Consider the following 17331-nt stretch of genomic DNA (forward strand, 5'->3'; position numbering starts at 1 on the left):
GACCCTGAAACAAGTTCAGGGTGACATTCAATTATTTTATAAAAAGATTTACTAGTCTTGTCATGTTGTCTCCATCGGCATCTTTTACCGATATTTTGAATGATGCAAAACCTGTTGATTTTGGATTAATTTTTATCTGATTGTTTTCTATAACTGCTGAAGTATTTTGTACTTCTGAAATGGTGTAAACAGGATTATTTTCAAAGCCTTTAAAAAACTCTGATACCATTAAACTTAAAGTTTCATCTGCTTGAATGACGTAATGTGGTTGTGCCAACCAGTTTAAATAATCTTCCAATTGAGTGAAGCCATCTTTGTCTTCATCTTTATTAGCATCTGAAAAATCACCAACTTCAGAATTGATATTAAAGCCTTTAGCTTCTTCCCACCAATTTGGCAATCCGTCATGATCGGTATCCCAATCTTCTGGTCTCGTTTCGCTAGTATATTCAGGAAAACCGCCAGCATCCAATTCGGTATCAATCATGCCTGGAAATCCTGTTTTACTTCCTTTGTTGGAATAAGTTCCTTTTAAGGTTTCATCAACAATACGTTTATCGTGATTATCTAATTTTGGTTGATTGGCTCCAATATCGGACAATACATCTTTATAAGCTGCAAAAGCAGATTGTGTGTTTACATACGATGGAAAAAACGGTTCATCAACAAAGGTTTCAAAATCTACGATGGCATGTTTACTTGTTTGGATAATACGTCCATCATCCTGTGAATTTTCATCAAAATATCCCGGCATCACATTACCATCAAAATAATAACGTTGACTTCCCTTTCCAACGCCTTCATGTTGTACTTTTAAAGCGTAAAATACTTTTGAAGCCGCTCCTGGTTTATAATAATTATTAACAAAATTCACCTCACTAGCGCCACCATCGGTAACACGTTTTCCCCAGTTATAAACTACATTGTTTCGAATATCTAGACGTCCGGCATAAAAACCATCGCCATTTAAACCACCGCCCATACTCCAATTACGTCCGTAGTTATGAGCCAATAAATTATGGTGAAAACTACCAATGTCGCCACCTATTGTGGCCGCGTAACCGTGCATGGCATTGGTATATTTATCGTGCCCAGCCATATTTAAAGCTTCGGAAATTAGCGTGCGTTGCAAAGTAATGTGATTCGCCCCACGCGAACTAAACGATTCGTCAATGGTCCAACTAATTGAACAATGGTCTATTATGCTGAAATTTGCTCCGGTTAATCCCATACCGTCGAAAGTGGTTCCTGCACCAATTCTAACTCTTATAAATCGCATGATGCCATCATCGCCTGTTAACCCAACAGGCGCACGAGTTATTGTGATACCATCTCCAGGCGCAGTTTGTCCTGCCACCGTAATATAAGGCTGACTAATAACCAACCTCGATTTTAACTCGATATTTCCTGAAACGTTAAACACCACCGTTCTTGGCCCGATATCTTTTGTCACAGCTTCACGGAAACTTCCTGGTCCGTCATCATTTAAATTAGTGACTTCAACCACTTTTCCGCCACGACCACCAATAGCCAAACGTCCGTAACCTTCAGCTCCTGGAAATGCCAATTGTGCTGGTTTGAACGACCAGACACTACCTTGTATGAGTTCGCCATTAGCATCTACAGCATCCACGCGCCAATAGTAGGTATTCATGCTGTACAAATCATCTACTTGAAACTCATTTTTGGTTTGCTTACCTTGATAAACTTCACTAGAATTAGTCGCATTTTTTACAGTTTCTTCATCAATTCCGAAATAAACATGATAACCTTTCGTGCCTTCTGGCGATTCCCATTTTAAATTCAAATGGTCTTCAACAATCACATGTTCATCGGCATTTTCTGGGAATGGTGAATGTGCTTGCTTTTTTAAATCGGGTGTATCGATTTCAAATCCGTTAATGACAAATTCTGAAATATCAAATCCTGATTCTCCTTCAAATCTGATTGTTACAGGTTTATTATCTACAACTTCTAAGTTTAAATAATTTGTAGCCGCATCAATTTTTGCAAATGCACGGTTACTCTGGCTTAATGTTTCAACCAATTTATCATCAATAAAAATTTTAATTGGTGTAACCGTTCTTCCTCTTAAATTACTAAAGGTATTATGATAGGTTAACAAGGTGTGTTTCCCTGGTTTCAACCCTGAGATAGTCAGTTCCAAAGGGCTTTCGCTTACTATACCATCGCTTACTAATTGTGCATAATGTGGTGCGCTCATCCCTATTTTCACCCAATTGGACTTAAAGTTTCCTTTAAGTTGAATTTTTAAATCGTTAAAAGTGTTTTCTGATTGCTCCGCTTCATTAATTACCCATGATTTATAAAATGGATCGTTAACTTCTGAAACACGTCGACCTGAAAAATCAAAATCGACTTTTAGTGTCTGTTTTTCAGTCGAAACATTCGATTGACATTGTATGTTTATGATAGTTATTACGGATAATAATATCCCAATTAATATCTGTTTTTTAATTCTCATTTAGGTTTAGATTTAATTTTTCGGTTGACGAATAATTTATAAGATTGATGATGTCTTTTTCGCGTTCTTTTGGTAAAACTGCGAGTTGTTTTACTTGGCCGTTTTCCAATTTCACTTCAACAGTGGTGTTATTCTTAGCATGTAATTTAAAATGTACATCCCAATGTTTTGGCCATGCGGGAAACAACAATAATTTCCCATCAACCTCTTGCAACAACATCTCTTGCATGCCTATCATTCCAGAACCGCCCCAATTATGGTCGGGAACCCAATCGAATCCCGGTCCCCAAAATGCAGGAAAACGTCTTTCGGAATTTGCCATTTTTAATAAGGTATATTTTGCTGCTTCATCGGTCAATCCTAATCTGGCTGCCATGATATTGTCTTGTTTCCAACCCACATGACTTCGGAATTTCAGCAAGTCTTCATCTAGAAAATAAGTGTTTTGAGCCACCTGCAAATCGGGTTTACCCAAACCGAATAATTTCCACGGATACACAGGATACAACTGAGCGGCTTCCGTATTATTGATGCGTTCCCAAGATTTGGCAGGCGATAATACTTTTTGATTGTTGATTTCTCTGAAGTTTAATGGCGGAATGCGTTTTTGAAACCCTTTTAAATAGTCTACTTCTTCTGTAGTCAAATCATTTGACGATACTTGCAATAATTTTTCGCTAATTACTTTTAAAGCAGAAATGGTGCTGTTGGCATTGTAAGCCATTTTGTAAGTCTCTACCGCCGAACCTGGATATAAAACCAAATGCCCATTGGCATCCAAAGCTTTTCTACCGCGTTTTTTTGCTAAATATTGATAATGTTCGTCAAAAAAACGCAAACAACTCAATATAAAAGCGTTGTACTTTTTCACATCAACATGGACATATTCCCGTTGTTCCAACATCATTTTACAAAACTCAAAAACAGTGTCCCACTGGTATTCCAACCATGCGTTGTACTGCATGCCGGGGTCGTAATCTTTAGGGCGTTTCCAACTATATTCTGCAGGATTGGGTAAACCGAAGTTTTCCAATTGTTCTGTAAAAACTGCACCGTTATGATTCCAATACACTTGACTACGCAACTCCGCATTTTTTTGAAGCGTTAAGTAATAATCCAATTGAGATGGCAACATATCAAAATCACCACTTTTAAACATTGGAAAATAGACCAAACGTTGATTTTGTTGTGTCATCGTTCCGCCTCCCCAATTTCTGAAATCAGGCGTGAATTTATGGTCTTCTTTGGTGTACACCGGATCGACTGTAAACAAACCACCATTGAATTTGGTTGGATATTTGCCATAGGCATTTGCACCTAACATATAACGAAACAATTGATAATTTTGCCCAATTTGATTCACTGAATCGTTTTCAGCATTGGTATAAATAAAACTTCTTTTCCAATAGTTATTCCACCACGCTTTTGTGTTTTTTTCTTGGGGTTTATAGGATGCTGTCAAATTTTTTAGTTCCTTTTTCCAAACGTCAATATTTTCATTTTGAACGGTATGTAAATACACGTTTACTTGATGTGTTTTACTCGTTTTTTTACTCTTTAAACTAAAACCTTTGAAATCGGTGTCTTGATATATCCCATTATAAGTTCCTGCCGAAATCATGTTTTTTCCTCGCATCACGCCTCCAAAAGTGAGGTGTTTTAATGGATTCATCATTTGGTCTTTTACCGATTCCATTTGTTGTTGCTTTACCACAACATCAAACACCGTATTTTCACGATTTTTATGATAAAACTGAACTGTATTGTCTGTTAAATTTACAGAATCTTGATAAGTAATAATATCACCTTGTGGAGCCCATTTGTAAGAATTAGCATTGTTAGCTCGTCCTTCTACTTTTCGGTTTTTATATCGCCAGCTTTCGTAAGATGCTTTTAGTTCTAAAGCCTGTTTACTTTTTACATCGATATGAATAACTGGACTAAACACATCCACCCATAATTTCACTTTGGTATCATTTTGCGATACTAAAATATAACCATCCTCCAAATGCAATTCTTGACTAAACCCTTGATTATCTTGAAACGGATTAGGCGTTAGTTCCACTTTTATCCTACCTAATTTCAACAAAGTATTATGTTCATCAAAAGTGCCGCTTTTTGAAATATACGCATACAATTTTCCATCTTCCACCCATACATTACAACCAATATCACCACCACCCAAAGGCATCGACTCTGAAGCATTCTTACTTTGTGTCGTCCAAATTTGATTGTAGTTTTTGAGCGTAGGGATTTGAGCGTTTACTGAAAACATAATCAGTAAAACAAAACTTAAGAAAGTGTATTTTTGAAGTGTTTTTGTCACTAATTCTAATCTTTAATTTTTGAAACTAAAAGTTCTCGACTCCGCTCGAACTGACAACAACGTGTCACACTGAGCGGAGTCGAAGTGTCCTACCAATCATCCGTTCTAAAAGACGACATTGGCAAACCGCCTGTGCTAAACAACTCTGCTTTCGCATAATTTTTAAATAAGTAACGAACTGCCACGGGCTCAGCTACTTTTGGAGTCGATAATTTTACTGATTTTGTTCTAACAATTACTTGGGCTGGATAAAAGACTTTATCTTTTCCTGCGATTTCAAATCCTTTTACATCTTTCCAAAAGGAAGTTATACCATTAGGTATGTTATTAAATGCTACAATAACTGTACTTCCTAAAATTTCCATAGACCTAAAGGTTGGACTTTCATATTCAAAACCATCGATACCATATGTTTTGGCCAGTGCCAAATAAGCTAAACGATTACCTCCTTTTTCTTTATCCATAGGGTGAATACTAATTTCTTCTCCTACATCCATTAAAACCGCCATCCCAGAGTTTGGTATTTCTGTAGAAGCTTTTAACTGTGCCTCTCTTAAATAAGCCGAATTGCAATTTGGTTTATACTCGTTTGGGTGAAAACGTGAATAATCGAACGGGGCAATTTGAGCAAAGTAAAACGGAAAATCACCTTGATTCCATAATGCTCGCCACGAAGTCACCATTTTTTTGAATAAATCTTTATACTGAAACGGACGTTCGTAATTCGATTCCCCTTGGTACCAAATCGCACCTTTGATTCCGTAACCAATGATAGGCGATAACATACCGTTGAATAAGGTTGTCGGCACTCGGTTTGGATTGCTTTTTAAATCGGCTTCTGTTTTTGGTAATTCCAAAGCCAAATCAAAATCTTTCAACATTTCTTCATTCATCCAAGCTTCCACATTAGAACCGCCATACGAAACGTGAATTAAACCTACAGGCACTTGCAAAACCTCTTGCAATAACGAACCGAAATACCAAGCCGTCGCACTAAAATTCCCAGTCGTTTTTGACGATGCTACTTCCCATTGTCCTTCAAAATCGGTTTTCGGCTCTAAGACCGTTGCTCTAGGAACAGTGATGAAATGAATGTTTTTATTTTGTGAACGCACTATCGCTTCGTTACCTCCTTTTACGGGTTGACCAGGAAAGCCCTTTAAAGGCATTTCCATATTGGACTGACCAGAACACAACCAAACTTCACCTATCAATACATTATTTATTGTTTTTGTTTGACTTCCGTTGGAAATGGTTATCGTGAATGGCCCGCCAGCTTTGGGGGTTTGGATGTTGGTTTTCCACTGTCCTTGTTTATCGGTTTTTACCTCGTAACTTTTAGCATCCCATGATGTAGAAATAGTGATGGTTTCATTTTTTTCTGCCCATCCCCAAATAGGCGTTTCCATGTTTTGTTGCAACAACATATTGTCGCTAAACAAAGCTGGTAATTTAATTTCAGCATGTAGGCTCAATATACTAAAAGCACATACTATAACTAATGCTATTCTATTTTTCATTCGTCTTCTTTTTAATTTGAATACTTCCTAAAATTCCAGATTTCACCATCATACTATCGTCTAGTCTAAACGGAGCGGTTGTCCAAGTCAATCGTTGGTCTTTTGGTAATTTTTCATCACCTATCAAGCGATTTGCCCAAGTGTTTGTGACTTTTATTTCGATGGTATTCTCTCCTTGTTTTATCGCTTCGGAAATGTTTACACGGTACGGATATGTCCAAACCACACCACAGTTTTTTCCGTTTACCATCACTTCTGCGATGCAATTCACTTCCTCAAAATCGAGGTATAAATTGTTGGTTTTATCTGAATTCCATTCTATTATTTTGAAATAACTCGCTGTTCCAGAATAGTATTTTATACTATCATTTTCTGAAGTCGTCCAATCAAAAAGCGTATTGATTTCTATTGCTTTTGAAGCTCCATGAAATTCAGGGTCAAACTGAAGTATCCAATTTTCATCCAATACTTTTTCAGTTTTATAAGATGTCCAATTCGGTTTACCTTCTGAAACTGTTTTATTAATTTCATCTTTAAAAATGATGAAATAAGCCTCTTTTTGTAAAAACTGTAAAGGAATAATGGTTCGTCCGTTTTCTATTTTCCAATTTTCTAAAATCGTAGTTTCATTGGAAACCGGGTGATATAATACAGGTTGTTTTCCTTCAATTCTAAACGATATTTCCAATGTTCGTTTCTCCTCTTTTTGATTGGATAAAAAGTAAATACTTTCAACGGCAGATTCGCGTTGAGTCCAAGCTATATCTTTATCAACTAACACATTTGGCTCAAAACCTAAGTCTGAAAAATCTGCTCCTAAATAAGGCAATTGAATCACTTTTCCTTTACCTAACGTCCATTGCTTTTGATTTGTTTCTGACCATAATTCATCAACCAATTGTTGCCATTTTTGTTTATCTGTTTTTAAATTGGCCATATCGGTTGGTTTTTCACCCACAAAAATGGTAGCACCAGTTTTTACCAAATCCAGCATTTTTTCGGCCACTTCCAAGGATAGAATATTGGTTGGCATCATTTTTCTAGCATCTGGAAATACTAAGAAATTATAGGTCAATGCATTTTCAAACACCACTTTTCCGTCTTTTACTTCGGCATTCAATAGCACATCGCTGTTAAACGAATCGTATTTGTAACCATTTAAAGCGTTTACCCATTGTGATAAATCTGTGCTGTTTTTAGTGTATTTTACTTCCTTTGGCATTCTTGCCGATGTTTGCCCTTCATTCGCTAATCGAACTTTTTCTGAAGCGACACGCTCTGCTCCAAAAACATTGGGCATAAACGGTACTAATCGATCTGGCAACACCGAACGCGATGGAATTTCTTCACCTGTAAATACTGCAAAATCAATCACTGGTTTTCCTTTTTGTAATTGAAACTGAACGTTTTTACAATACTCAAAAAATGCACTTCCAGGTTTCCACCACGTTTGGTCGCGTTGAAAAAACGTTCCAATCGGGTCTAAGGTCATTCCAGGTTTTCTATCTAACCACGGATTGTGCATAAACACATGATAGAAAAAGCGATTAATCCCCAAGGCATAATTCCTGTCTGCCATGGTTTTTAAATTCCCTGGATGTTCGTCCCAATCCATTCGCAATTGTGTAAATGCTTCGGCTTGAATAATATCACGACCGTAAATATGTCCGCCATTAATGGCATCTAGCATATCATTTGGTTTGTCGTGCGTAGGACTTCTAAACCAAAATTCACCACTCGGATAATCCACATATTTAAAATGCAACAAACCATCGCTCGTCATGGTTGGAGCAACATTTTCGGTACTGAATTTCACGCCTGTTTTTACGGCTTCTTCTTTTAAAGTCCCAAAGAAATTTTCAGCGGTTAATTCGGTGATGGTTTTACGAACATCGTATAAAATTTGTTCTGATTTTTCAGCAGAATCTAACGGAATTCCAGCCATTACTGATAGGTACTCCACAATATCGTAACCACGTTTTGCTTTAAAAGCTTCACGAAAAACGGGTGACCAATTTTGACTTCCACATTCCCAACTGTCCATGTGTAAAATCTCCACTACTTTACTCGCCAAATCTTCTCCTGCCACACGTCGCATTTCACCGTACCAATGGTCTAACTGAAAACGTACCGCATCTGCATTAAATTTATCAACTTCCAAACCACGACCGCCACCTGCCGTAGCATTTTCGTGACCTGTAGAGGTATGACCGAAACGCATTATTCGCCAATTACCTTGGGGAGCTTCCCAATTTAAAACACCATTTTCATCAACAAATTGAGAAATATTTATTATTTGTTCAGTATTTACACAATCCAAGTTTGAAATTTGTTCTGCATTATTTCTTGAACTGATTCTCCAAACCGCACCTGATTTCCCTTGGTAATTATCGATTAAAGGCTCTTCGGAAAGGATGATTTTAGTAACTTTTAAATAAGAATTCCATTTCGCCATATCCAAATCCTCAGCTCCAGGTTCTGAACCTTCAGGATTGTAAATAAATCTGAAATATTTTGCTTTCGCAGAAAGGCTGTGCGTGTAAAAAACATCGGTATCTTGCCAACCCGAACGCGGGGTTTCTAATCGCCCTAAACTTTTAAATTTTTTACCATCATCACTCACTTCAATTAACAATCGATGGGCTTGATAATTATTACCTTTTGTTTCAATTTGAATTGATTTACAATCAAAAGCTTCATTAAACTCATATTGAATATAACCCACTTCTCGCATTCTGAATTGGGTGTTTTCTGTAGAATCATCCGTTAGAAAATCAGCGTTTTCTAGGTTTGAAGTAGTCACTTTTGGTTGCACTTCTACTGAAGTTTTAAACGCTTTTTCGACAGGCATTGCAAAAGTTGCGATGTCCTTATAATAATCTTTATAATGCTTTGGAATAGGTAATTTTAAGTTTTTTAAAGCAGAAGCATTCACTACCGTATCTGCCCAAACTACCTTTTGCATGGACATTTCTGGAGTAATCCATGGCCCACCAGCTACCGCAAAACCATCAGCAGGATGAAAGGCTATTTTTACACCCAATCGGTCGGCTTCCTGCAATGCCCAACGCACCAAATTCCAAAATTCTTTGCTCAGCTGAATCACGGGTGGACTCATTAAAGGTTCTTCTCCCGGTCCTTTTATGGTCATTAAATACGCACCACGAATGCCGGCTTGTTTCATCGCTTCCAAATCGGCAGTAATCCCTTCTTTAGAATAAGCACTTTTCATCCAATACCAATACACCCAAGGCTTTGCTGAATCTTCGGTCGGTTGGAAAAAAGTTGTTGAATTTTGCGATTTTTCTTTACATGATAAAACTGCAAAAAACATCAAAAGAATAGCGATATTTTTGAACTTAAAACGCATTAATACTTAAATTTTTCTAAAGTTTTTTCTAATCCTGACTTGCTCGATTGAAAGGGTGTGATGTAAAAACTATACTCGTAATTTTTAGACGGAATTTGATATTTTCCCATCGGAGCACCCACTGGTGACCAACTATCGTTACCACCAATTCCCATTTGAATCAAATCGATATTTAAGGTTAAATATCCCGATTCTTTTAAATCGTAAGTATGTTTAGCTTGGTTGATATTTTCTTCGGTATATGGCCAAACGCTCATACTTAACGGTTGATTTCCAACTACCAAAATCCCTTTGTTTTTCGTTTCAGTTTTACTCGCCAACCAACGCACTTCGGTACGATTTCCGTTTTCCTGCGGCCGCACATAAGGTTCCATAAAGTGGTCTAAAGGCAAACTGTAACGAGCAATTGGAAATCCGAAACTTCTATCGATATAATTTTCCAACTCGCCTTTTCCGTACCAGGAAATTTGTCTTAAATCATCTTTAATTCCCATTTGCATGCCCACTTTTGGAAGGTTTGGCAACTCGGTTGAAGCCTTCAATTGGTAATCGACTTTTACGATACCGTCTGGTTTCACATGGTAAGTAATATTAACGCTCGCACTGTCTTTTATCATTTCATATTTTGAAACCAACACCACATCATTTTCCGAACTTTTACTGCTAATCGAAATCAGTTTGGGTTCATTATCGTACCACTGTTTTAATGTTTTGTGCGGTTTCCAACCTTTGGCATCGTTATCGGTTAATGGACGGGCAAAGTTGGGTAACAACGGTGCAAACACCTGCTCTTCCCCGTTAAAAACAAACGAATTCAACGCACCATTTTCTTTATTGAATGTGATATTGAAATGCTCTCCGTTTACTTGATAATCCGTATTTGACTCTGCTACTTTTAATCTATTTTTTGATTTTAAAGCATACTCAAACACTTCTTTTTGCTTTACTAAAAACTGGTCAGTAGCTACCACAAAACCTTTGTTTGCCCATGGTTTGTCTTCAGATAATTGAAACTCTATATTTAAGAAATACTCCGCATCCGTTGACATTTTTGGAAGGTATTTTTGAATATCGATAACCGTTTCTTCTCCTGCTTTAATATCCAAAGGTTCTAACTCGTAGGTTTTCTTAACCTTTCCGTTTTCTAAGATTGTAATCACAGGAATGTAAACCGATAAAGACTGAGTCGCCTTACGATTTTTAATAGTTAGCTGATTGTCTTTTAAAGATGATGTTGCTGGTTGGTACACCCATTTATTTTCGTACATGGCAGCTTTTGGTCGCCCATCGGAAGCTACGATTCCGTTGATACAAAAATTACCATCGTGACGAACTTCACCAAAATCACCTCCATAAGCATAAAATTCTTGCCCTGTTGCTGTATCTGTTTTTAACAAACCTTGGTCTTTATAATCCCAAATACAACCACCAATCATTCGAGGTAACCTTCTGAATTCATCCCAAAACTCTTTCATGTTTCCTGTAGAATTCCCCATAGAATGCGAATATTCCACGAACAAAATAGGTCGTGTATCTGCCTTGTTATCTAACAGAAATTGAGGTGTAAAAACTCCTGGATAAAAACGACTTACCATATCCACATAAGGTTCGTCCTGCGGATTTTCAAATCGATGCGAATGGTCGCCCGTTGAAGGATATCTTGGGTCGCGTTCATCAATGTAACCATCTAATCTCGGATTTCCTTGAGCAGGTTCGTAATGAATGGGTCTGGTAATATCAAAATCACGAGTCCAACTTGCCATCGCAGCATGATTTGGTCCTTTTCCTGCTTCATTCCCCAAACTCCACATAATCACACTTGGATGATTTTTATCGCGTTCTACCATGCGATTCATACGCTCTACATAGGCGTGTGTCCAACTTGGGTCATTGCTCAATTTTCCACCCAAACCATGAGTTTCTAAATTAGCTTCATCCATTACCATAATACCGTATTCATCACATAAATCGTAGAAATACGGATCGTTGGGATAATGACTTGTTCGTATTGTATTGAAGTTGAATTGCTTGATGGTTTTTACATCTTGCTCAATATCTTCGCGCGTTAAGGCTTTTCCACGAATCGGGTGATGATCGTGACGATTCACTCCATAAATATACGTTTCCTTGCCGTTGATTAACAGCTTACCCTTGTCTTTTGAAAACTCAATTGCACGAAAACCAACCTTACAAGATTTTACTTCGGAAATAGCACCATTTTCATCTTTTAAGGTCATCACCAAAGTGTAAAGATTAGGTTCTTCGGAACTCCATTTCTTCGGATTTTCAATCTTTGCTTCGAAGAAACCAAAACGCACATTGTCCAATCTTGGGTAGCTTTCGTTGATAATAGCTTTGGCTAAAGTATCGATAGGTTTTTCAAAAAGTGCTTCGTTTTTAGCGTTGTAAATTTGAAATTCAAAATAAGCATTTCTGATGGTATCACCTGTTAAATTTTCCAATTCTGGACGTAATTGAAACACTGCATCTTTGTATTCTTTATCCAATTTGGTTTGATAAAAAAAGTCTTGAATACGCAATTTAGGTTCGGCCATTACAAAAACTTCACGCTGAATGCCGCTCAACCTCCAATGGTCTTGATCTTCCAAATACACCCCATCGCTGTAACGCATTACTTGCACCGACAACACGTTTTCATCTTCCTTTACGTACGGAGAAATATTGAACTCCGAAGGCAAACAACTATCTTCCCCATAGCCTAAAAATTCGCCATTTAACCATACTTGAAAAGCTGAACTTACCCCTCCAAAATGAAGCGTTACCGTCATATCTTTGTTCCATTCTTTCGGAATTTTGAACTTCGTTTGATACGAGCCAATGCCATTGGTATCTTTTGGTACAAAAGGCGGATTGATGGGTCGGAACGGATACACCGCACTTTTATAAATAGGAATATCGTAGCCCTTTAACTCCCAATTGGATGGCACGTCAATTTTATCCCAACCTAGAACTTCGGTTTTATAAAAATCTTTAGGAGCCTCATTTAAGTTTACCGAATATTTAAAATCCCATTCGCCATTTAATGACAAAAAACGACTTTTTTCTCGGTTGCCTTCCAAGGCATCCGCTACCGTTTTATAAGAATAGGATGTTGTTCTAGCAGGTTGCCTGTTTACACTGGTGACCGAAGGATTTTCCCAAGGTGTAAAAGCATACTTTTTAGGTGCTTCAGGAATTCCTGCAGGTTCTCCTGTAACAGTTTGTGCTTGAACAAAGCAAACGCTACACAAAAAAAATAATATGAAACTAAAGTTTTTATTCATCAATTTATTTTAAAATATTCAGTTGTTGTCATGCCATCCTGATAGTTATCGGGATTGTTTCAATAGCTTTTAATTTATGACCTAATCTGATGAGACCCTGAAATAACACTTCGACTTCGCTCAGTGACAATTCAGGGTAACAATCTTCACTATTTTTTATCCGATTCGATTGCCACAAAATGCAAATCACTTTTTCCGATATCTTTTGATGTTGCCAAAGCAATACCACGCTGACCAGCTTTGTTCACCGCACAATAATAATGATATACGATTCCGTTGTGTTTTACCACAAACGATTTATGAGCAAATTGAGCATCGTAAGGTTCAGAGGATTCAATTAAATTGTCGCCTTCCCAATCTTTCCAGTGGATTAAATCATTAGAAACGGCAAAACGGTTGAACGCTCCTTGGTCCCAACCTGTCCAGAATGCTCCAAAATAAAACATCACCCAAGTATCGTTGATGCGTTGAATATAAGCATCACCAGAAATTCCTCTATGATGATTGATTAATGGTGCATCTCCATAACGCTTCCAGTTTTTCATATCATTAGAAACCGCCATGGCAATACGCTCGGCTCCTTTGGCAGGATTGATACTATCGCCACGCGCGTTGTAATACATGATGAATTCGTGACCCGTTTCTTTTTCCACATCACGAATTACCGAACTCTTGTACATGGTGCTGTTGTCCCACCATTTGGCTTTATCATCATTGGGACGTAAAACAGGTTCTGGTATACGTTTAAATTCTTTAGGTTTGGTTGGCAGTTCATCGGTATAAGCCATTCCCATAGATAAAATTCCAGCTTCGTACCCTGTAGTATTTCCGCCAAAATAACTCATCCAATATTTATCATCATAGGTATTCCACTCATATGAACCGCCCCAAGTTGGGTCTTGCAACGCAATGTAACCTGCTTTTTGATTCACATCCCATTCCGTAGTATCTTTTGAAAATGACATAACTTTTCCTAAATGATTCCAATGCAATAAATCATCACTTTCTGCCAACCACGTTTCATAACCACGACCTTCAAAAATTAAATACGTCATGTACCATTTACCATTTTTTTTAAAGATACTCGGACAGTCCATTTTATAGGAGTTGTCAGTAGGCACCATCACCATTCCGTATTTATAGGGTGTTTTTATTTCTTCGTAGATTTCTTGCATTACGGCATCGGTGATTTCACGCTTTTTAGGCTTTTCTGGTTTTGAGACACAGGCAAAAACGGAGATCATCACACCGATTAGTACAAGTATTGGGAATGTATTTTTTGATTTCATTATTGAAATTTATTTTTTGTCATTCCGAACTTGATTCGGAATCTCATCTTATTTTTTATTAGAACCTGAAAAAGACTCCTACTTGTTTCTCAAGGTGTTTTCAAAGAAATTATATTTTCTTTTCAACAAATGCTCAGTGTGACATTACTTCGTCGCTCATACTTCGCTCTTCGTAATGACGATTCACATTATTTCTTAAACTTTAAATACACAGTTCGTTTTTGCAAACCGCTTAACCATTTGGGTTGCGATGACGGTCCGATTAAATCGGTAGCATTCACTTTATTTCTTGCTGGAGGAATGACATCTAACACAGCAATTCCTGTACTTGGAATGGTGTACAACAATGCATCACGACCATCACGAGGCGAATACACGCCTAAATAAGTATCTGTATCTTTATTTTCGATGTAAATATTTCCTTCTTCCGTTGTAAATTCAGCCCATTGCCAATTGTTAAAATACCCTTTAAACTCAGGGTAATTGAACGATTCTCCAGGAATTGGATCGTTATAATCGTTTTCCCAAATATCTAACATCGTTCCTTTTAAACGGTTTTGCCACACACGGTAAGGGCCATCACCCAACCATTTTTTAGCTTTCATTTTTTCCTCTGGATAATCGAAATACACACCTGCTAAATCGACTACGCCGTTGTATTCGTATTCGTAATCTAACTGAATGAGTCCATCAGTGTAAACCGTCCAAATTACTTTTTGCAGAATGCCGTGATAATTTGCTTCAACGATAACATTGCCGTTTTCCTTTTTAGCCGAAATATCTAATAGGTTTTCAGAGCAATTGACTTCTTCATCCCAACATGCAAATTCTTTATAAATACGATCTTCGCCTTTAAGGAACTTTGGATCGATGGTGCCATCTAAAGTACGGTCACTACGACGTGCCATGATAATTTTAGGTCCGTTTGTTAAACTTATAATATTGCCGTTTTGAATAACCTTAGTTAACTTTCCAGATGATTTATCAATTGAAACTTCGGTTCCATTTGCACTTATTTTAAACTCGTTATCAGTTTCATCTAAATCAGCATCAACAGAAATAGCATTTCTTACTTTACTTTTTTTACTATCGCAAACAAAATCCCAAGTCCATAATTCTTCACCTTCTGCATTAGTAACTTTTATGTACAACACATCGGCATCTTGCCAATTTATTGGTAAATTCACTTTCAACTCTCCTTTTTGGTGAGGTGCGATATTTGGTGCTTTTAAACTTCCTTTTTTAATGGTTTTTCGTTCAGCTTTTCCGTTTAACGGCGACGTAAAACTTACCAATTCATATTCAAAAGTACAGGTATTTGTATTTGTAAAATCGTAACGATTTTCGATGGTAAAAATGCCATCAAAATCTGTTGGTAATTCTGGTTTTTCCATAATCATTACCGGCGACCATACTTCTTTTACCGTAAAAAAACTGCCTTCTTTTTCGTGATGTGGTCCTACAATGCCATCAGCTCCATAGTTTCCTTGATTATCTATGCGACCGTCTTGATCGGTACGTGCAATGCCTTCATCGGCAAATACCCAAAGATAACCGCCTCCGCTTCTAGGATGCTTACGCATGACTTCCCAATAATCATCAAAACCAGCACCGTGACCACCATCGTACAATCCGTGAAGATATTCTGTAGGCATAAAAATATTGTCATCTCTAAAATATTCTAAAGTCTCTCCATACGAACGATAATGCATGGTTTCTACCCCGTTATGTTCTTGTTGTGGATGCAAAACAGGTCGTTTTTGTAAATCCCAAACATCAAACTGATTGTCCAAATTGGTATTCCATCCACCTTCGTTTCCATTAGACCAAAAAATAATACTCGGATGATTTAAATCGCGCGTAACCATTTCTTTCACTAATTTTTTACCCACAGCATCATCGTAATGCCCATGCCATCCACAAAGTTCATCCATCACATACAAACCTAGCTCATCACAGGCTTGAAGAAACTCTGGATCTGGAGGATAATGTGATAAACGCACTGCATTCATGTTCATTTCCTTGATTAAACGCACATCGGCGTAGTTTAATTCTTTGTTTAGAGTCCTGCCCGATTCTGGCCAGAAACTATGACGATTGACTCCTTTCATCAACACACGTTGTCCGTTTACATAAATTCCATCGCCTTTACGGATCTCGATGGTTCTGAAACCAATGGTTTCAGTTAATTGATGTACTACTTTTCCGTTTTCTAACAACTTAATTTCGGCGGTGTATAAATTAGGCGTTTCTGCAGTCCATTGCTTGATATCATCAAACTGACCTTCTAAATGAATTTTATCGGCTCCATTAATGCCGTTTGCCTTTATCGTTGCCCCTACTTTTTTACCACGTTGGTCCAAAACGTTTATTTCCACGGAAGTGTTATTCGCCGCACTACCAAGAAATACATTCGCTTGAAATTCGCCATCCGCCTCTGCTTTTAATGATGTATAGTCCATGTGCGTTGCAGGTAACGCCTCTAAAAATACGGGACGAAAAATGCCACCAAAATTCCAGTAATCGGCACGACGTTCTGCTAAATTTACACTTGCGTTTTTCGACTCCTTGCTAACTGTAACTTCAAGTAAATTTTCTTTACCATACTTTAACAAATCTGTGATTTCGTATTTAAAACGGTAAAATGCGCCTTGGTGTTCATCATCACTTGTAGAACGTCCGTTAATACGCACTTTTGTATCGGTCATAGAACCATCGAATACAATTTTAATGCGTTTGCTTTCCCATGATTTTGGCACCGTAAACTTGTATTTATAGTAACCTACTTCATCGGCAATACCTTCAGGAAATGGTTTTCCGTAGAATCGGATACCGTATTGATACTTCCCAAAACCTTCTTGCTCCCAAACCGAAGGCACGTTTATGGTGCTCCATTCGCCACTTTTTCGTCCATCGGAAACTTTAAACTCCCATTCCTTAGTATCTTGATATCCTTTACCAGATAAATATTGAATTTCGGTATTTTGAGCCAGCATAGACCATCCCAAAAAGGCTAACATGTATGCTGATTTATAGATAATATTATTCATTTGAAAC

General features: G+C 37.5%; 7 protein-coding genes. All 7 read right to left on the minus strand.

What is annotated here, in order from left to right; genetic code table 11:
* Window positions 1–31 precede the first annotated feature (31 nt).
* Window positions 32–2485, minus strand: a complete 2454-nt coding sequence (locus tag PK35_RS00700; RefSeq protein ID WP_052825732.1) for a pectate lyase family protein — start codon at window positions 2483–2485, stop codon at window positions 32–34.
* Window positions 2475–4760 (minus strand): DUF5703 domain-containing protein, encoded by a 2286-nt coding sequence (locus PK35_RS00705; RefSeq protein WP_044624744.1) that lies wholly within the window; start codon window positions 4758–4760, stop codon window positions 2475–2477. The genes PK35_RS00700 and PK35_RS00705 overlap by 11 nt, the downstream gene beginning before the upstream one ends.
* A 140-nt stretch (window positions 4761–4900) precedes the next feature.
* A complete protein-coding gene (locus PK35_RS00710; RefSeq protein ID WP_044624745.1) occupies window positions 4901–6331 on the minus strand; it encodes a sialate O-acetylesterase in 1431 nt (476 codons plus the stop codon).
* The gene (locus PK35_RS00715) at window positions 6321–9701 is read right to left on the minus strand and encodes a glycosyl hydrolase (RefSeq protein WP_052825734.1); all 3381 of its coding nucleotides are present in this window, start codon (window positions 9699–9701) and stop codon (window positions 6321–6323) included. Before PK35_RS00715 ends, PK35_RS00710 begins: the two co-directional genes overlap by 11 nt.
* Window positions 9701–12985: a glycoside hydrolase family 2 TIM barrel-domain containing protein gene (locus PK35_RS00720; RefSeq protein ID WP_044624746.1), complete on the minus strand. Its 3285-nt coding sequence runs from the start codon at window positions 12983–12985 to the stop codon at window positions 9701–9703. The genes PK35_RS00715 and PK35_RS00720 overlap by 1 nt, the downstream gene beginning before the upstream one ends.
* 149 nt (window positions 12986–13134) lie before the next feature.
* Entirely contained in the window at window positions 13135–14274 is a 1140-nt protein-coding gene (locus PK35_RS00725; RefSeq protein WP_052825736.1) for a glycoside hydrolase family protein, read from the minus strand.
* 188 nt (window positions 14275–14462) lie between these two features.
* Window positions 14463–17324, minus strand: coding sequence for a glycoside hydrolase family 2 TIM barrel-domain containing protein (locus PK35_RS00730; protein ID WP_202903798.1), 2862 nt, complete (start codon window positions 17322–17324; stop codon window positions 14463–14465).
* Window positions 17325–17331: the final 7 nt, after the last annotated feature.

Origin of the sequence: Neotamlana nanhaiensis, assembly GCF_000943555.1 — a bacterium.
Taxonomy (GTDB): domain Bacteria; phylum Bacteroidota; class Bacteroidia; order Flavobacteriales; family Flavobacteriaceae; genus Neotamlana; species Neotamlana nanhaiensis.